14 protein-coding genes, 4 tRNA genes and 1 rRNA gene are annotated in these 17,755 nt (G+C 58.9%); all 19 read right to left on the reverse strand.

The window, feature by feature from the left end:
- Nucleotides 1–8 precede the first annotated feature (8 nt).
- The 19 genes from rpsG to rrf all read right to left on the reverse strand — a co-directional run bounded on the left by rpsG (nt 9) and on the right by rrf (nt 17,755).
- A complete protein-coding gene (gene rpsG, locus PSOLE_RS04655; RefSeq protein WP_003246741.1) occupies nt 9–479 on the reverse strand; it encodes a 30S ribosomal protein S7 in 471 nt (156 codons plus the stop codon).
- Between the two features lie 104 nt (nt 480–583).
- A complete protein-coding gene (gene rpsL, locus PSOLE_RS04660; protein ID WP_003463319.1) occupies nt 584–955 on the reverse strand; it encodes a 30S ribosomal protein S12 in 372 nt (123 codons plus the stop codon).
- 146 nt (nt 956–1,101) lie between these two features.
- Entirely contained in the window at nt 1,102–5,301 is a 4,200-nt protein-coding gene (gene rpoC, locus PSOLE_RS04665) for a DNA-directed RNA polymerase subunit beta' (RefSeq protein WP_074861139.1), read from the reverse strand.
- 63 nt (nt 5,302–5,364) lie between these two features.
- Entirely contained in the window at nt 5,365–9,438 is a 4,074-nt protein-coding gene (gene rpoB, locus PSOLE_RS04670) for a DNA-directed RNA polymerase subunit beta (protein WP_003463329.1), read from the reverse strand.
- A 220-nt stretch (nt 9,439–9,658) separates the two neighbouring features.
- The gene (rplL, locus tag PSOLE_RS04675; protein WP_074861137.1) at nt 9,659–10,027 is read right to left on the reverse strand and encodes a 50S ribosomal protein L7/L12; all 369 of its coding nucleotides are present in this window, start codon (nt 10,025–10,027) and stop codon (nt 9,659–9,661) included.
- Nucleotides 10,028–10,107: 80 nt separating this feature from the next.
- Nucleotides 10,108–10,608, reverse strand: coding sequence for a 50S ribosomal protein L10 (rplJ, locus tag PSOLE_RS04680; RefSeq protein ID WP_003463333.1), 501 nt, complete (start codon nt 10,606–10,608; stop codon nt 10,108–10,110).
- A 211-nt stretch (nt 10,609–10,819) separates the two neighbouring features.
- Nucleotides 10,820–11,515: a 50S ribosomal protein L1 gene (gene rplA, locus PSOLE_RS04685; protein WP_003463358.1), complete on the reverse strand. Its 696-nt coding sequence runs from the start codon at nt 11,513–11,515 to the stop codon at nt 10,820–10,822.
- Complete coding sequence (gene rplK / locus PSOLE_RS04690; protein WP_074861136.1) at nt 11,515–11,946, reverse strand: 50S ribosomal protein L11; 432 nt, start codon at nt 11,944–11,946, stop codon at nt 11,515–11,517. Before rplK ends, rplA begins: the two co-directional genes overlap by 1 nt.
- Before the next feature lie 119 nt (nt 11,947–12,065).
- Entirely contained in the window at nt 12,066–12,599 is a 534-nt protein-coding gene (nusG, locus tag PSOLE_RS04695) for a transcription termination/antitermination protein NusG (RefSeq protein WP_003463370.1), read from the reverse strand.
- Nucleotides 12,600–12,608: 9 nt separating this feature from the next.
- Complete coding sequence (secE, locus tag PSOLE_RS04700; RefSeq protein ID WP_003463373.1) at nt 12,609–12,977, reverse strand: preprotein translocase subunit SecE; 369 nt, start codon at nt 12,975–12,977, stop codon at nt 12,609–12,611.
- 42 nt (nt 12,978–13,019) lie between these two features.
- A tRNA-Trp gene (locus PSOLE_RS04705) sits at nt 13,020–13,095 on the reverse strand.
- A 53-nt stretch (nt 13,096–13,148) separates the two neighbouring features.
- Complete coding sequence (gene tuf, locus PSOLE_RS04710; protein WP_088339294.1) at nt 13,149–14,342, reverse strand: elongation factor Tu; 1,194 nt, start codon at nt 14,340–14,342, stop codon at nt 13,149–13,151.
- Between the two features lie 84 nt (nt 14,343–14,426).
- Nucleotides 14,427–14,502, reverse strand: a tRNA-Thr gene (locus PSOLE_RS04715).
- 26 nt (nt 14,503–14,528) lie between these two features.
- Nucleotides 14,529–14,602, reverse strand: a tRNA-Gly gene (locus PSOLE_RS04720).
- Nucleotides 14,603–14,626: 24 nt separating this feature from the next.
- A tRNA-Tyr gene (locus tag PSOLE_RS04725) sits at nt 14,627–14,711 on the reverse strand.
- A gap of 141 nt (nt 14,712–14,852) precedes the next feature.
- Nucleotides 14,853–15,539 (reverse strand): SPOR domain-containing protein, encoded by a 687-nt coding sequence (locus PSOLE_RS04730; protein WP_003463379.1) that lies wholly within the window; start codon nt 15,537–15,539, stop codon nt 14,853–14,855.
- A gap of 8 nt (nt 15,540–15,547) precedes the next feature.
- On the reverse strand, nt 15,548–16,297 hold the full coding sequence (locus PSOLE_RS04735) for a pantothenate kinase (protein WP_074861388.1): 750 nt from the start codon (nt 16,295–16,297) through the stop codon (nt 15,548–15,550).
- Nucleotides 16,287–17,252: a bifunctional biotin--[acetyl-CoA-carboxylase] ligase/biotin operon repressor BirA gene (birA, locus tag PSOLE_RS04740; RefSeq protein WP_003463383.1), complete on the reverse strand. Its 966-nt coding sequence runs from the start codon at nt 17,250–17,252 to the stop codon at nt 16,287–16,289. Before birA ends, PSOLE_RS04735 begins: the two co-directional genes overlap by 11 nt.
- A 388-nt stretch (nt 17,253–17,640) precedes the next feature.
- Nucleotides 17,641–17,755 (reverse strand): 5S ribosomal RNA (gene rrf / locus PSOLE_RS04745).

Consider the following 17,755-nt stretch of genomic DNA (forward strand, 5'->3'; position numbering starts at 1 on the left):
CGCCGAGATTAGAAGCGGTAGTGCGAGAAAGCCTTGTTGGCTTCAGCCATACGGTGAACGTCTTCACGCTTCTTGACCGCAGCACCTTTGCCTTCAGCAGCATCCAGCAGCTCACCAGCCAGACGCAGAGCCATGGACTTCTCGCCACGCTTGCGCGCGTAGTCCACCAGCCAGCGCATGGCCAGAGCATTACGACGGGACGGACGAACTTCGACCGGAACCTGGTAGGTAGCACCGCCTACACGGCGGGACTTGACTTCGACCAGCGGAGCGATGGCGTCGAGAGCTTTCTCGAAGATCTCCAGGGGATCGCTGTTCTTGCGCGCCTTGACAGTGTCCAGAGCACCGTAAACGATGCGCTCGGCCACGGCCTTCTTGCCGCTTTCCATCACGTGGTTCATGAATTTGGCGAGGATCTGGCTTCCGTATTTCGGATCGTCCAGGATCTCACGCTTTGCTGCTACACGACGTCTTGGCATTGATAAGCCCTCAAACGGTCTTCAGGTTAGCCCGGAACTGACGGTAAACACCGCGCCCGACCTTACTCTTATCGACTCAACTAAATAGAAAGGATCAAGCGGCCTTATTTCGGACGCTTGGTACCGTACTTGGAACGACCTTGCTTACGGTCTTTGACGCCGGAGGTATCCAGCGAACCACGCACGGTGTGGTAGCGCACACCCGGAAGGTCTTTTACACGACCGCCACGGATCAGCACGACGCTGTGCTCTTGCAGGTTGTGGCCTTCACCACCGATGTACGAGGAAACCTCGAAACCGTTGGTCAGACGCACGCGGCATACTTTACGCAGTGCCGAGTTAGGTTTTTTCGGCGTAGTGGTGTACACGCGGGTGCACACGCCACGACGCTGCGGGCAGTTCTGCAGCGCAGGCACGTCGGATTTCTCGACGATACGCTTACGCGGCTGACGTACCAGCTGGTTGATAGTTGCCATCTACTAGCTCCACTGTTGTCTTTCGACGCTCACAAATAAAGATGGCAGAGCCAAATGCCCTGCCAAATTTAGGGGTGCATGAGTCTAAAGAGACTCGCACCCCCAGTCAAGGCAAAGCCCCACCAGCGAACTGACGGGGCTTTGACTCAATTTCCGCTGGAGTTCAGCGCTTCGGTTAGTGCGGCTTCCACCTCACTGGCGCTGACACGCACCGGCTTGTCGGCATCACGCTTGCGCTTGCGCTCGCTGTGATAGGCCAGACCGGTACCGGCCGGGATTAGGCGACCCACGACCACGTTCTCTTTCAGACCACGCAGGTAGTCGCGCTTGCCAGTAACCGCTGCCTCGGTGAGGACGCGAGTGGTTTCCTGGAAGGACGCTGCCGAGATGAACGACTCGGTGGACAGCGACGCCTTGGTGATACCCAGCAGTACGCGGGTGTACTTGGCGACGAATTTGTCCTCTTCGGCCAGACGCTCGTTCTCGCCCAGAACCTGGGTGAGCTCCATCTGGTCGCCCTTGATGAAGGAAGAGTCGCCGGACTCGGTGATTTCGACCTTACGCAGCATCTGACGCAGAATGGTCTCGATGTGCTTGTCGTTGATCTTCACGCCCTGCAGACGGTAAACGTCCTGGATCTCGTTGACGATGTACTTGGCCAGCGCGCTCACACCCAGCAGACGCAGGATATCGTGCGGATCGCTCGGACCGTCGGAGATGACTTCGCCGCGGTTCACTTGCTCGCCTTCGAAGACGTTCAGGTGACGCCACTTCGGAATCAGCTCCTCGTACGGATCGCTGCCATCGGTCGGGGTGATGACCAGACGGCGCTTGCCCTTGGTCTCTTTACCGAACGAGATGGTACCGCTGATTTCCGCCAGGATCGAAGCTTCCTTCGGACGACGGGCTTCGAACAGGTCGGCAACGCGCGGCAGACCACCGGTGATGTCGCGAGTCTTCGAGGTCTCTTGCGGGATACGAGCGATAACGTCACCGACCGCGATCTGCGCGCCGTCAGCCACACCGACCAGGGCGTTGGCTGGCAGGAAGTACTGGGCGGGAACGTCGGTACCCGGCAGCAGCAGTTCCTTGCCGTTGGCGTCGACCATCTTGATGGCCGGACGAATGTCCTTGCCAGCAGCCGGACGATCCTTCGGATCGAGAACCTCGATGTTGGTCAGACCGGTGAGTTCGTCGGTCTGGCGCTTGATGGTGATGCCCTCCTCCATGCCGACGAAGGTCACGATACCCTTCATTTCGGTCACGATCGGGTGGGTGTGCGGGTCCCACTTGGCGACGATGGCACCAGCGTCGACCTTGTCGCCTTCCTTCACCGAAATCACGGCACCGTACGGCAGCTTGTAGCGCTCGCGCTCGCGCCCGAACTCGTCGGCCACAGCCAGCTCGCCGGAACGGGAAACCGCCACCAGATTGCCATCCACGCGCTCGACGTACTTCAGGTTGTGCAGACGGATCGCACCACCGTTCTTCACCTGGACGCTGTCGGCAGCCGAGGTACGGCTTGCAGCACCACCGATGTGGAAGGTACGCATGGTCAGCTGGGTCCCCGGCTCACCGATGGACTGGGCAGCGATAACGCCGACCGCCTCACCGATGTTGACCTGGTGACCACGGGCCAGATCGCGACCGTAGCACTTGGCGCAGATGCCGAAGCGGGTTTCGCAGGTGATCGGCGAACGCACGACCACTTCGTCGACGCTGTTCAGCTCGATGAACTCGACCCACTGCTCGTCGATCAGGGTGCCGGCCGGAACGATGACGTCCTCGGTGCCAGGCTTGAACACGTCCTTGGCGATCACTCGACCCAGTACGCGCTCACCCAGCGGCTCGACAACGTCGCCGCCTTCGATGTGCGGCGTCATCAGCAGACCGTGCTCGGTACCGCAATCGATCTCGGTCACCACCAGATCCTGCGCCACGTCGACCAGACGACGAGTCAGGTAACCGGAGTTCGCGGTCTTCAGTGCGGTATCCGCCAGACCTTTACGAGCACCGTGGGTGGAGATGAAGTACTGCAGAACCGACAGACCTTCGCGGAAGTTCGCGGTGATCGGCGTTTCGATGATGGAGCCGTCCGGCTTGGCCATCAGACCACGCATACCGGCCAGCTGACGGATCTGCGCAGCGGAACCACGCGCACCGGAGTCGGCCATCATGTACATGGAGTTGAAGGATTCCTGCTCGACGGTCTTACCTTCGCGATCGACAACCGGCTCTTTCGAGAGGTTGGCCATCATCGCCTTGGAGACTTCATCGTTGGCCTTCGACCACAGGTCAATCACTTTGTTGTACTTCTCGCCCTGGGTCACCAGGCCGGAGGCGTACTGCGATTCGATTTCCTTCACTTCCTCGGTGGCGGCGTCAATGATGCGCGCCTTTTCATCGGGAATGACGAAGTCGTTCACGCCGATCGACACACCGGAGATGGTCGAGTAGGCGAAACCGGTGTACATCAACTGGTCGGCGAAGATCACGGTGTCCTTCAAGCCAACAGTGCGGTAGCACTGGTTGATCAGCTTGGAGATCGCCTTCTTCTTCATCGTCTGGTTGACCACGTCATAGGACAGGCCATCCGGCACGATCTGGAACAGCAGCGCGCGGCCGACAGTGGTGTCGACGATGCGGGTGTTCTTGGTGATCGAACCATCTTTCTCTTTGATGGTTTCGTTGATACGCACTTTCACGCGGGCGTGCAGGGACGCTTCGCCGGCGCGGAACACGCGGTCGACTTCCTGCAGGTCGGCGAATACGCGGCCTTCGCCCTTGGCGTTCACGGCTTCACGGGTCATGTAGTACAGACCCAGTACCACGTCCTGCGACGGCACGATGATTGGCTCGCCGTTGGCCGGCGACAGGATGTTGTTGGTCGACATCATCAGCGCGCGCGCTTCGAGCTGGGCTTCCAGCGTCAGCGGCACGTGCACGGCCATCTGGTCACCGTCGAAGTCGGCGTTGTACGCGGCGCAGACCAGCGGGTGCAGCTGGATCGCTTTACCTTCGATCAGTACCGGCTCGAACGCCTGGATGCCCAGACGGTGCAGGGTCGGCGCACGGTTGAGCAGGACGGGGTGTTCGCGAATAACTTCAGCGAGAACGTCCCACACTTCAGGCAGCTCGCGCTCGACCATCTTCTTCGCAGCCTTGATGGTGGTCGCCAGACCACGGACTTCCAGCTTGCCGAAAATGAACGGTTTGAACAGCTCGAGGGCCATCTTCTTCGGCAGGCCGCACTGGTGCAGGCGCAGGGTCGGACCCACGGTGATCACGGAACGACCGGAGTAGTCCACGCGCTTACCGAGCAGGTTCTGACGGAAGCGACCTTGCTTACCTTTGATCATGTCAGCCAGCGACTTCAGCGGACGCTTGTTCGAGCCAGTGATGGCGCGACCGCGACGGCCGTTGTCGAGCAGGGCGTCAACCGCTTCCTGCAGCATGCGCTTTTCGTTGCGCACGATGATGTCCGGCGCGGACAGGTCGAGCAGGCGCTTGAGACGGTTGTTACGGTTGATCACGCGGCGATACAGATCGTTCAGATCGGACGTGGCGAAGCGGCCACCATCCAGCGGTACCAGCGGACGCAGATCCGGCGGCAGCACCGGCAGAACGGTCAGCACCATCCACTCCGGCAGGTTGCCGGAGTCCTTGAAGGCTTCCATCAGCTTCAGGCGCTTGGACAGCTTCTTGATCTTGGTCTCGGAGTTGGTCTGCGGAATCTCTTCACGCAGGCGGCCGATCTCGTGATCCAGGTCGATGGCGTGCAGCAGCTCGCGCACGGCCTCGGCGCCCATGCGCGCGTCGAAGTCGTCACCGAACTCTTCGAGGGCTTCGAAGTACTGCTCGTCGTTCAGCAGCTGGCCCTTCTCCAGCGTGGTCATGCCCGGATCGATAACGACGTAGCTCTCGAAGTAGAGCACGCGTTCGATATCACGCAGGGTCATGTCCATCAGCAGGCCGATACGGCTCGGCAGGGACTTCAGGAACCAGATGTGGGCAACCGGCGAGGCCAGCTCGATGTGCGCCATGCGCTCACGACGAACCTTGGCCAGGGCGACTTCAACGCCGCACTTCTCGCAGATCACGCCACGGTGCTTGAGGCGCTTGTACTTACCGCACAGGCACTCGTAATCCTTTACCGGGCCAAAGATCTTGGCGCAGAACAGGCCGTCGCGCTCTGGCTTGAAGGTACGGTAGTTGATGGTTTCCGGCTTTTTAACTTCACCGAACGACCACGAACGGATCATCTCAGGCGAGGCCAATCCGATACGGATGGCGTCGAACTCTTCGATCTGACCCTGGTTTTTCAGCAAATTCAGTAGGTCTTTCAAGGCCTTTCCTCCTGGCGGAGCGGGCAGCGGGCTGGGTTAGCCCCGCTGCCGATTCACGTCGTGTTATTCGGTTTCCAGATCGATATCGATGCCGAGCGAACGGATCTCTTTGATCAGTACGTTGAAGGACTCGGGCATGCCCGGCTCCATACGGTGATCGCCATCCACGATGTTCTTGTACATCTTGGTACGGCCGTTCACATCGTCCGACTTCACGGTCAGCATTTCCTGCAGGGTGTAGGCGGCGCCATAGGCTTCCAGTGCCCAGACCTCCATCTCCCCGAAGCGCTGACCACCGAACTGCGCCTTACCACCCAGCGGCTGCTGGGTAACCAGGCTGTAGGAACCAGTGGAACGGGCGTGCATCTTGTCGTCCACCAGGTGGTTCAGTTTAAGCATGTACATGTAGCCGACGGTGGTCGGACGCTCGAACTGGTTACCGGTACGACCGTCGAACAGGCGCATCTGGCCGCTCTCCGGCAGATCGGCCAGCTTCAGCATGGCCTTGATCTCGGTTTCCTTGGCGCCGTCGAACACGGCAGTCGCCATCGGCACACCGCCTTTGAGGTTCTTCGCCAGCTCGAGGATCTCGGTATCGGAGAACTCGTCGAGGTTTTCCTGACGGCCACCGATCTCGTTGTAGATCTCGTTGAGGAACTTGCGCAGTTCGGCGATCTTGCGCTGCTCTTCGAGCATGCGGTTGATCTTCTCACCCAGGCCCTTAGCCGCGAGGCCCAGGTGGGTCTCGAGAATCTGACCGACGTTCATACGCGACGGTACGCCCAGCGGGTTCAGGACGATATCGACCGGAGTACCGTTGGCATCGTGCGGCATGTCTTCGACCGGCATGATCACCGAGACCACACCCTTGTTACCGTGACGACCGGCCATCTTGTCACCCGGCTGGATGCGACGGCGGATAGCCAGGTAGACCTTGACGATCTTCAGTACGCCCGGAGCGAGGTCGTCGCCCTGCTGCAGCTTGCGCTTCTTGTCTTCGAACTTGTCGTCGAGCATCTGACGGCGGTCGGAGATGTAGGCCTGGGCCTTCTCCAATTGCTCGTTCAGGGCGTCGTCAGCCATGCGCAGTTTGAACCACTGGCCACGCTCGAGACCGTCGAGGAACTCATCGGTGATCGCAGTGCCTTTCTTCAGACCAGCGCCGCCTTCGGCGATGGCGCCAACCAACGCCGAACGCAGACGCTCGAAGGTCGCACCCTCGACGATGCGGAACTCTTCGTTCAGGTCCTTGCGGATCTCGTCCAGTTGCTGCTTCTCGATCGCCAGAGCACGGCTGTCACGCTCGACGCCGTCACGGGTGAAGACCTGTACGTCGATAACGGTACCCTTGGTGCCGGTCGGCACGCGCAGAGAGGTGTCCTTAACGTCGGACGCCTTCTCACCGAAGATCGCACGCAGCAGCTTCTCTTCCGGAGTCAGCTGGGTCTCGCCTTTCGGGGTGACCTTACCAACCAGGATGTCGCCCGGGCCGACTTCGGCGCCGACGTAAACGATACCGGCTTCGTCCAGCTTGTTCAGAGCAGCTTCACCCACGTTCGGGATGTCAGAGGAGATTTCCTCTGGGCCGAGCTTGGTGTCACGCGCCACGCAGGTCAGTTCCTGGATGTGGATGGTGGTGAAGCGGTCTTCCTGAACCACGCGCTCGGACAGGCAGATGGAGTCTTCGAAGTTGAAGCCGTTCCACGGCATGAACGCGACACGCATGTTCTGACCCAGCGCCAGTTCACCCATGTCGGTGGACGGGCCGTCGGCCATGATGTCGCCACGCGAAACCTGATCCCCCTTGCTCACCAGCGGACGCTGGTTGATGCAGGTGTTCTGGTTGGAGCGGGTGTACTTGGTCAGGTTGTAGATGTCGACACCAGCTTCGCCGGTTTCGACTTCGTTGTCATTGACGCGAACCACGATACGGCTGGCATCGACCGAGTCGATCACGCCGCCACGACGGGCCACGACGCAGACGCCGGAGTCACGAGCGACGTTGCGCTCCATGCCGGTACCTACCAGCGGCTTGTCGGCGCGCAGGGTCGGTACAGCCTGACGCTGCATGTTCGAACCCATCAGCGCACGGTTAGCGTCGTCGTGCTCGAGGAACGGAATCAACGAGGCAGCGACGGAAACGACCTGCTTCGGCGAGACGTCCATCAGGGTCACGTCTTCCGGTGCCTTGACGGTGAATTCGTTGAGGTGACGCACGGCTACCAGCTCATCGACCAGCTCGCCCTTGTCGTTAAGGGTGGCGGAAGCCTGCGCGATCACGTGATCGGCTTCTTCGATGGCGGACAGGAACACGATCTCGTCGGTGACCTTGCCTTCCTTGACCACGCGGTACGGGCTCTCCAGGAAGCCGTACTGGTTGGTGCGGGCGTAGGCCGCCAGGGAGTTGATCAGACCGATGTTCGGACCTTCCGGCGTTTCGATCGGGCACACGCGCCCATAGTGAGTCGGGTGTACGTCGCGGACCTCGAAGCCTGCGCGCTCACGAGTCAGACCACCTGGGCCGAGTGCGGAAACTCGGCGCTTGTGGGTGATCTCGGACAGCGGGTTGTTCTGATCCATGAACTGCGAGAGCTGGCTGGAACCGAAGAACTCCTTCACCGCCGCCGCAACCGGCTTGGCGTTGATCAGGTCTTGCGGCATCAGGCCTTCGCTTTCGGCCATCGACAGGCGTTCCTTGACCGCACGCTCTACGCGCACCAGGCCAACACGGAACTGATTCTCGGCCATTTCGCCGACGCAACGAACGCGGCGGTTACCGAGGTGGTCGATGTCATCGACGATGCCCTTGCCGTTACGGATGTCGACCAGAGTCTTCAGTACGGCAACGATGTCTTCCTTGCTCAGTACGCCCGAACCTTCGATCTCGGTACGACCGATACGACGGTTGAACTTCATGCGGCCAACGGCGGACAGATCGTAACGCTCGGCGCTGAAGAACAGGTTGTTGAACAGGGTCTCGGCGGCATCCTTGGTTGGCGGCTCGCCAGGACGCATCATGCGGTAGATCTCGACCAGCGCTTCCAGCTGATTGGTGGTGCTGTCGATCTTCAGGGTGTCGGAGATGAACGGACCGCAGTCGATGTCGTTGGTGTACAACGTCTCGAAACGCACAACCTGAGCCTTGGCCATCTTGGCCAGCAGGTCGGCGGTCAGCTCGGTGTTGCATTCGGCGATGATCTCGCCGGTAGCCGGGTGCACGATGGCCTTGGCAGTGGTACGGCCAATGACGTAATCGAGCGGAACTTCCAGCTCCTTGATGCCAGCCTTGTCCAGCTGATTGATGTGACGGGCAGTGATACGACGGCCCTGCTCCACGATCACTTTGCCGCTGGCGTCCTTGATGTCCAGGACCGCGACTTCACCGCGCAGACGCTGCGGAACCAGCTCCAGGCTCAGGCTCTCGCCCTTCACATGGAAGACGTTGGTGTCATAGAAGGCATCCAGCACTTCCTCAGTGCTGTAACCCAGCGCGCGCAGCAGGACAGAAGCCGGCAGTTTGCGGCGACGGTCGATACGCACGAATACCGCGTCCTTCGGATCGAACTCGAAGTCCAGCCAGGAACCGCGGTAAGGAATGATGCGAGCGGAGTACAGCAGCTTGCCCGAGCTGTGGGTCTTGCCACGATCGTGATCGAAGAACACGCCTGGCGAACGGTGCAGCTGGGACACGATGACGCGCTCGGTACCGTTGATGACGAAGGTACCGTTCTCGGTCATGAGCGGAATCTCGCCCATGTACACTTCTTGCTCTTTGATGTCCTTGATCGCTTTGTTCGACGATTCTTTGTCGAAAATGATCAGGCGCACTTTCACACGCAGCGGCACGGCGAAGGTCACGCCACGCAGGACGCACTCCTTGACGTCGAATGCCGGCTCGCCCAGGCGATAGCCGACGTACTCCAGGGCAGCGTTGCCGGAGTAGCTGATGATCGGGAATACCGATTTGAAGGCCGCATGCAGGCCGATGTCGCGGAATTGTTCCTTGCTCACCCCTTGCTGCAGGAATTCGCGATAGGAATCCAGCTGGATGGCCAGGAGGTAAGGCACATCCATGACATCCGGCAACTTGCTAAAGTCCTTGCGGATACGTTTTTTCTCAGTGTATGAGTAAGCCATCAGCGTTCCCCAGCTTGGTCACCTGCTTATTTGGTCAACGCCGGCGGCGGTGACCAGAAAATCGTGCAAACCCTCGGTTTGCAACCGCCTCTCGGGCGGGATTTCCCGGCTCCAGGCCAACTGACGAACAGTCGACCTAGAACGGAAAAAGGCCGGTGGCAAAAGCCACCAGCCATCAGCCTTGTGCGAGTCGCGCGGGCTGTAGACGCAAGGTGCGAGCTTACTTGAGCTCGACCTTGGCGCCAGCTTCTTCCAGCTTCTTCTTGGCGTCTTCAGCAGCTTCTTTGCTCAGACCTTCAGCGATAACCTGAGGAGCGGTGTCGACCTTCTCCTTGGCTTCTTTCAGGCCCAGACCAGTCAGCTCGCGAACGGCCTTGATCACGTTCACTTTCTTGTCGCCAGCTTCGGCCAGAACAACGTTGAACTCGGTCTGCTCTTCAACAGCAGCAGCGGCAGCAGCCGGGCCAGCGGCAACAGCAGCAGCAGCGGTAACGCCGAAGGTTTCTTCCATCGCTTTGATCAGCTCAACGATTTCCATAACGGATTTCTGGCCGATAGCTTCGATGATTTGCTCGTTAGTCAGAGACATGACTATCAATTCCTGTATTGGGGTGACGGCCTACGCGACCATCAAATTAAACGTTTGATTTCGAAAGGGCTCACGCTGCCTTAGGCAGCAGCAGCTTCTTTCTGGTCGCGAATGGCTGCCAGGGTGCGAGCGAGTTTGCTGGTGGCGCCTTGAATAACGCTCATCAGCTGGGCGATGCCCTCGTCGCGGGTCGGCAGACTTGCCAGTACGTCGATCTGGTTTGCTGCGAGGTACTTGCCCTCGAACGCAGCTGCCTTGATCTCGAACTTGTCCTGACCCTTGGCGAACTCTTTGAACAGACGAGCAGCAGCGCCCGGGTGTTCGTTGGAGAAAGCGATCAGGGTCGGGCCTTTGAACACGTCGTTGAGCACGTCGAACTGAGTGCCTTCAACGGCGCGCTTGAGCAGGGTGTTACGCACGACTTTCACGTACACACCAGCTTCGCGGGCCTCTTTACGGAGTCCGGTCATTGCGCCGACGGTCACGCCACGGGCATCAGCCACGACAGCGGACAGACCGGCTTTGGCAGCCTCGTTGACTTCAGCGACGATGGCCTTCTTGTCTTCGAGTTTAATTGCCACGGGTTTACTCCTGGTTTTTACCGTATCGCCAAACCGAAGCTTGGCGGCGTTTTGGTGTCTGATTCGGTAACGAATCGGGAGCACCATCTGCGTAGGCCATCAGGCAAGCCTGACATTTAAAACGCGAGTCACCTACGGTCTTGGATAGCCCCCGCCAGGCAGGGACCCCAATCTTTCATGGCCGGCAGCACGCGGCTAACGGCCCAATCACTTACGCGTCGAGCGAAGCCTGATCAATCATCAGACCCGGACCCATGGTGGTGCTCAGGGTCACACGCTTGACGTAGATGCCTTTCGAGGTCGACGGCTTCAGACGCTTGAGGTCAGACAGCAGGGCTTCCACGTTCTGCTTCAGCGCAGCGGCTTCAAAGCCGACCTTGCCAACGGAGGTGTGGATGATGCCGTTCTTGTCGGTACGGAAACGCACCTGACCAGCCTTGGCGTTCTTCACAGCGGTAGCGACGTCCGGAGTCACGGTGCCGACTTTCGGGTTCGGCATCAGACCGCGCGGGCCCAGAACCTGACCCAACTGGCCAACGACGCGCATGGCGTCAGGGGAAGCGATGACCACGTCGTAGTTCAGATCGCCGGCCTTCATTTCGGCAGCCAGATCGTCCATACCGACTTTGTCGGCACCGGCAGCCAGGGCAGCTTCAGCGCCCGGACCTTGGGTGAACACGGCAACGCGTACGGTTTTGCCAGTGCCGTTCGGCAGAACGGTGGCGCCACGTACGACCTGATCGGATTTACGCGGGTCTACACCCAGGTTCACGGCGACATCGAAAGACTCGGTGAACTTGACGGCAGACAGTTCGGCCAGCAGGCTGGCAGCTTCTTCGAAGGTGTAGGCCTTGCCGGCTTCAACCTTGGCCGCAATGGCCTTTTGGCGCTTGGTCAACTTAGCCATTACACACCCTCCACGTTCAGGCCCATGCTACGAGCGGAGCCGGCGATGGTGCGCACGGCCGCTTCCAGATCAGCGGCAGTCAGATCAGCCTGCTTGGTCTTGGCGATCTCTTCCAGCTGAGCACGGGTAACGGTGCCTACTTTGACGGTGTTCGGACGAGCGGAACCGCTGGTCAGGCCAGCGGCCTTCTTCAGCAGTACAGCAGCCGGGGTGCTCTTGGTTTCAAAGGTAAAGCTGCGGTCACTGTAAACAGTGATGATCACGGGAGTCGGCAGACCCGGCTCGACGCCTTGAGTCTTGGCGTTGAACGCCTTGCAGAATTCCATGATGTTCACGCCGTGCTGCCCCAGAGCGGGGCCGACGGGTGGTGACGGGTTTGCCTGACCGGCTTTAACCTGCAGCTTGATATAAGCCTGAATCTTCTTAGCCATTAGCTACTCCAATTTCGGGTTCGAACGCCTGACGGCTCCCCGAGGTTACTTACGCATTTATCCCAGTGACGACAAAACCCCGCAGCCTACGACTGCGGGGTGAGGGATGCTTATGTCAGTTACGTTTTCTCGACCTGACTGAACTCCAGCTCGACCGGGGTGGAGCGCCCAAAAATGGTCACAGCAACCTGGATGCGGCTCTTTTCGTAATTCACTTCTTCGACCACGCCACCGAAATCGGCGAACGGGCCATCGACAACTCGTACCATCTCGCCCGGCTCGAACAACGTCTTCGGCTTGGGCTTGTCGCCACTGTCGGCGACACGACGCAGAATGGCTTCAGCTTCTTTCTCGGTGATGGGCGCTGGCTTGTCGGCAGTACCCCCGATGAAGCCCATGACGCGCGGCGTATCCTTGATCAAGTGCCAAGTCGCCTCGTTCATTTCCATCTGCACTAGAACGTAGCCGGGGAAGAACTTGCGCTCACTCTTTCGCTTCTGACCATTGCGCATCTCGACCACTTCTTCAGTGGGAACGAGAATCTCGCCGAAATCATCTTCCATACCAGCCAGTTTCACGCGCTCGATGAGCGAGCGCATGACATGCTTCTCGTAACCCGAGTAAGCATGCACGACATACCAACGCTTAGCCACGAGACACCCTTAACCAACAATCAGGGAAATAAGCCAACCGAGCAGGGAGTCAAGCCCCCACAACAGCAGCGCCATCACCAGAACAACGGCAACCACGATCAGAGTGGTCTGAGTGGTTTCCTGGCGGGTCGGCCAGACAACCTTACGAATCTCGACGCGTGCTTCTTTCAGCAACACTGCGAAAGATTGACCACGAGCAGTCTGAAATGCCACGAAAGCGGCAACACCACCCAGCACAACCAGACCCAGAACGCGATACAGAACCGGCTCAGCAGAGAAGTACTGATTACCTACGACACCCACAACAACCAGGGCAGCGACAACCAGCCACTTGACCAGATCAAAGCGAGAGTCTTTGGCTTCAGCCTTAGCATTCATTCGAGAGGATCCTGTGAAAGACACGCCAAATTCGTTAGAAAATGGCAGGTCAGGAGGGAATCGAACCCCCAACCTGCGGTTTTGGAGACCGCCGCTCTGCCAATTGAGCTACTGACCTATAACAAAATCAGGCCGGCCATTATGCCGGCCTGAAAGGGACAGATCAACCGATTATTCGATGATCTTGGCAACCACGCCGGCACCAACGGTACGACCGCCTTCGCGAATTGCGAAGCGCAGGCCGTCTTCCATGGCGATCGGCTTGATCAGGGTGACAACCATCTTGATGTTGTCGCCCGGCATTACCATCTCAACGCCTTCCGGCAGTTCGCACGAACCGGTCACGTCAGTGGTACGGAAGTAGAACTGCGGACGGTAGCCCTTGAAGAACGGGGTGTGACGACCACCTTCTTCCTTGGACAGTACGTACACTTCTGCTTCGAACTTGGTGTGCGGCTTGATGGTGCCCGGCTTGGCCAGAACCTGACCACGCTCGACCTCATCACGCTTGGTGCCGCGCAGCAGCACGCCGCAGTTCTCACCAGCACGACCTTCGTCCAGCAACTTGCGGAACATCTCAACGCCGGTGCAGGTGGTTTTGGTGGTCGGACGCAGACCAACGATTTCGATTTCTTCCTGAACCTTGACGATACCGCGCTCAACACGACCGGTCACTACAGTACCGCGGCCGGAGATCGAGAATACGTCTTCGATCGGCATCAGGAACGGCTTGTCGATGGCACGAACCGGCTCCGGAATGTAGGTATCCAGAGTCTCGACCAGCTTCTTGACAGCGGTAGTGCCCAGCTCGTTGGTGTCTTCGCCGTTCAGAGCCATCAGCGCGGAGCCGATGATGATCGGAGTGTCGTCACCCGGGAAATCGTAGGTGCTCAGCAGGTCGCGAACTTCCATCTCGACCAGTTCCAGCAGCTCAGCGTCGTCAACCATGTCAGCCTTGTTCAGGAAGACAACGATGTACGGTACGCCAACCTGACGGGACAGCAGGATGTGCTCACGGGTTTGCGGCATGGGGCCGTCGGCAGCCGAGCAGACCAGGATCGCGCCGTCCATCTGGGCAGCACCGGTGATCATGTTCTTCACGTAGTCGGCGTGGCCCGGGCAGTCAACGTGCGCGTAGTGACGAATGTTGGAGTCGTACTCTACGTGCGCGGTGTTGATGGTGATACCACGAGCTTTTTCTTCCGGAGCGCTGTCGATCTTGTCGAAGTCAACCTTGGCCGAACCGAAAACTTCGGAGCAGACACGGGTCAGAGCAGCGGTCAGAGTGGTTTTACCGTGGTCAACGTGACCAATGGTGCCAACGTTGACGTGCGGTTTGTTACGTTCGAATTTCTCTTTAGCCATCTTGACCGTCTCCTATCGAAGAATTGAGCAAGCCATGCTGCCATTAAAACAAAGGCAGATACTTTCATATCTGCCTTCATTAGATGGAGCTCATGAGCGGATTTGAACCGCTGACCTCACCCTTACCAAGGGTGTGCTCTACCAGCTGAGCTACATGAGCCAAACTCTGTTGCACCAACCACAAACTGGAGCGGGTAGCGGGAATCGAACCCGCATCATCAGCTTGGAAGGCTGAGGTTCTACCACTGAACTATACCCGCGGAGCTTGCAGCTCACGCTGAATCTGGTGGAGGGGGAAGGATTCGAACCTTCGAAGTCGATGACGTCAGATTTACAGTCTGATCCCTTTGGCCGCTCGGGAACCCCTCCAAAGTGAGGCGGCATTTTCTAGATCTGCCACCCTGCTGTCAAGCTTTTTCTCATTAAAATCTTGAGGTTAGCTACTTTGACAACATCTTCGTCGGGAACCAACTTTGACCACCCTGCGAAGCGGGCGCCATTCTATGCAAACTACTGGAGCAATGCAACGCCTTCACAAGGCATTAATTGATGCTGCAAACCAGCGAAGTCACCCGCGAGCCGACCAAGCAAAAATTCGTCAGCCAAGCGCCGACTTTGCGGGGCTACACGCACCCAGAAACTGCGATGCGCACGCGAGAGCTCGCGAATCTGCGGCTCGTAACCCACATCCCGCAAACGCTGCATGACGCTATTGGCCGAGTCGCGGCGGGGGAATATGCCGAGCGATATGCCATTCGCCAGCTCGCCCTGAGTGATGATGTAGCTATCGATACGGCGGGCCTGCAGTTCGCGCAACTGCCTCAGCGAGGCCTGACGGGAAGCCAGAGGCGGCAGATAAACCCAATACTCGAGCCCCGCTGCCGCATCGACACCGCGCACTTCAGCCTGTATGTCCAAACTCAATAGCCGCTGCTCCACAACCCTGGCCCTCGTCTCTTCTTCGAAACTCCCTAGATAGAGACAAACAGCCGCCTCAGGAGCAGCCGCATCAGCCGGCGTCGACGAATCTGCACGCGAGCGCGGCGCACCCGCCTCACTCAACAAACGGATATCTTTGCGCGCTGCCTGATAAGCACCTGCCGGAGCCACCTCTTTGGCACGCAAGGGGGCCTGCTGCTGATGCCAGACGTAATAGAAGGCGTTAAGCAGCAGGAGCAATAGCAGAATCCAGCGCATACCTCGCCTCAGCTCAAGGGACAGGCGATAGCCAGCCCGACAAATACCAGATCAGGAACAACCTGCGCTCCCGGGACGACATCTCGCACCAAACCCGCATCGCCTCCAGTCAGGAAGACCTCGAAACCCTCAGGAAAACGAGCCTGCGCCTGCAGCAACTGCTCGACAACAAAACCACGCAACATCAATACGCACCCTCGCTCGACAGCCTCCGCAGTGGAGCGCCCAGGCTCCAGCTCATGCAGAGCGGCGAGAGCCACCTGCCGGTCGTAGCGAATACGCCGAGTGTGCGTACTCAACTGATCACGCATGAGCGGCAACCCTGGGCAAATGAAGCCGCCCAGGTGCATACCTGAGGCAGAAACGAAATCAGCGGTCACCGCTGTCCCGAGATCCACCACCAGACAAGCACGCCGCCCTAAATGATAGGCCCCCAGCACAGCCAACCAACGATCCAGACCAAGACGCCGGAAGTCTTCGTAACCGTTATGTACAGCCCCGACCCGACTGGCACATTGAGCACAGACCGCATCCACCCCCAAGGACTCACGCAGACGTGCAACCAACAGCTCGGTCTCGGCGTCGCTACGCACACTGACCAAGCGACAGCGACTTACCCGCAACTCAGGCGCAGCAGCCAACGACTCGAAGAGAGCGGCATCGGAGTCGACAACGCCAGCAAGCAGGCGCTGCGCTCCATCCACGGAAATCACCCGCCACTTGATAAAGCTATTACCGCAGTCGAGCTCAAGAATCATGTTGCAACCTCAGGCTCAACTCGCCCCCACTGAAGGAGCGATCGACGCCATCCACGCTCAGCCTAATAGCGCCTCGCTCATCAACCCCAAGCACGATACCCAGAGTCGCATTGTTTCCTGCCGTTAACGCCACAGATCGGCCGCGCCACGCATGCAACGCTTCCCACTCCTCGCGCAAACCGGCAAACCCGTCCTGCCAATGAATGGAAAGGCAATCTCGCAGCTGCAACAACAACTTGGCGGCTAACTCATTGCGGTCAAGCACGCGCCCAAGGCACTGGCGCACCGAGGTCCAGGGCTGGTCGATAACAGCAGGCACATCGGACGCCATATTGACGTTGATACCGACACCAACCACAACGTGACAGACATCTGCCGGATCCCCGGCCAGCTCCAGGAGAATTCCGGATATCTTGCGGCCCTCGACCAGTACATCATTCGGCCATTTGAGTCGCGCACCGTCGATGCCAATGGATTGCAGCGCCTTAGCGACAGCAAGGCCTACAGTCAGACTCAAGGCCTCCACCTGACTCATTCCACCATCTACACGCAGAACGACGCTGCAATAAAGGTTCTCGGCAAAAGGACTGACCCAGACCCGTCCCCGCCGACCGCGCCCAGCGGTCTGACGCTCAGCAAGCAGAACGAAAGGCGCACGCACTCCAGCATCGAGGCGACGAAAGATCTCGGCGTTCGTAGAGTCCACGCTGGACTCTACCGTGATCGGCCAAGCCAAGCCCTCAGCGCCATGAGATATCTCTCCAGCATCGAGCAAGGTCATGGGCGAAGACAGCCGATAGCCCCGACCAGGAACCTTGAACACCTCGATCCCCAGCTCGGCCTCCAGGCCTTGCAGTTGCTTCCAGATGGCACTGCGACTTATCCCGAGCTTCGCCCCTAGGGCTTCACCGGAATGGAATCGACCATCCTGTAGAAGTTTCAACAATTCCAGCATGCGAGGCCCCGCCACGAACAAGGCTGGCATGATAACGATGAGGCTTCAGCTTGCATAGAAAACGGCAAACCGAAGAAAGCCGTGCAGGAGGAAAGATAACTACCCTTGCTCAAGATTCAGCCGAAAGAGCCGCCAATAAAAGCCAACAGCAACATAACAAGACCTTTCTATTGATGCCTATAAAGCTTAAATCTGAGGCGAGTGCTGATGACCTGTAGGAGCGAGCTCTGCTCGCGAAGCGTCAGCGGATCAACCGTAGGGTGCGCCATGCGCACCTTTGTAACCGCGTCCTTGTCGGTGCGCGCAGCGCACCCTACACGCAGCTCTATTTGCGCGCCCCAAAGAAGAAACCCCAGACCGCTTGCGCGATCTGGGGTTTCGTATAGGAGCTTGACGATGACCTACTCTCACATGGTGAAGCACCACACTACCATCGGCGATGCGTCGTTTCACTACTGAGTTCGGGATGGGATCAGGTGGTTCCAACGCTCTATGGTCGTCAA

The organism is Pseudomonas oleovorans subsp. oleovorans (assembly GCF_002197815.1).
In the GTDB taxonomy this organism is placed as follows: domain Bacteria; phylum Pseudomonadota; class Gammaproteobacteria; order Pseudomonadales; family Pseudomonadaceae; genus Aquipseudomonas; species Aquipseudomonas oleovorans.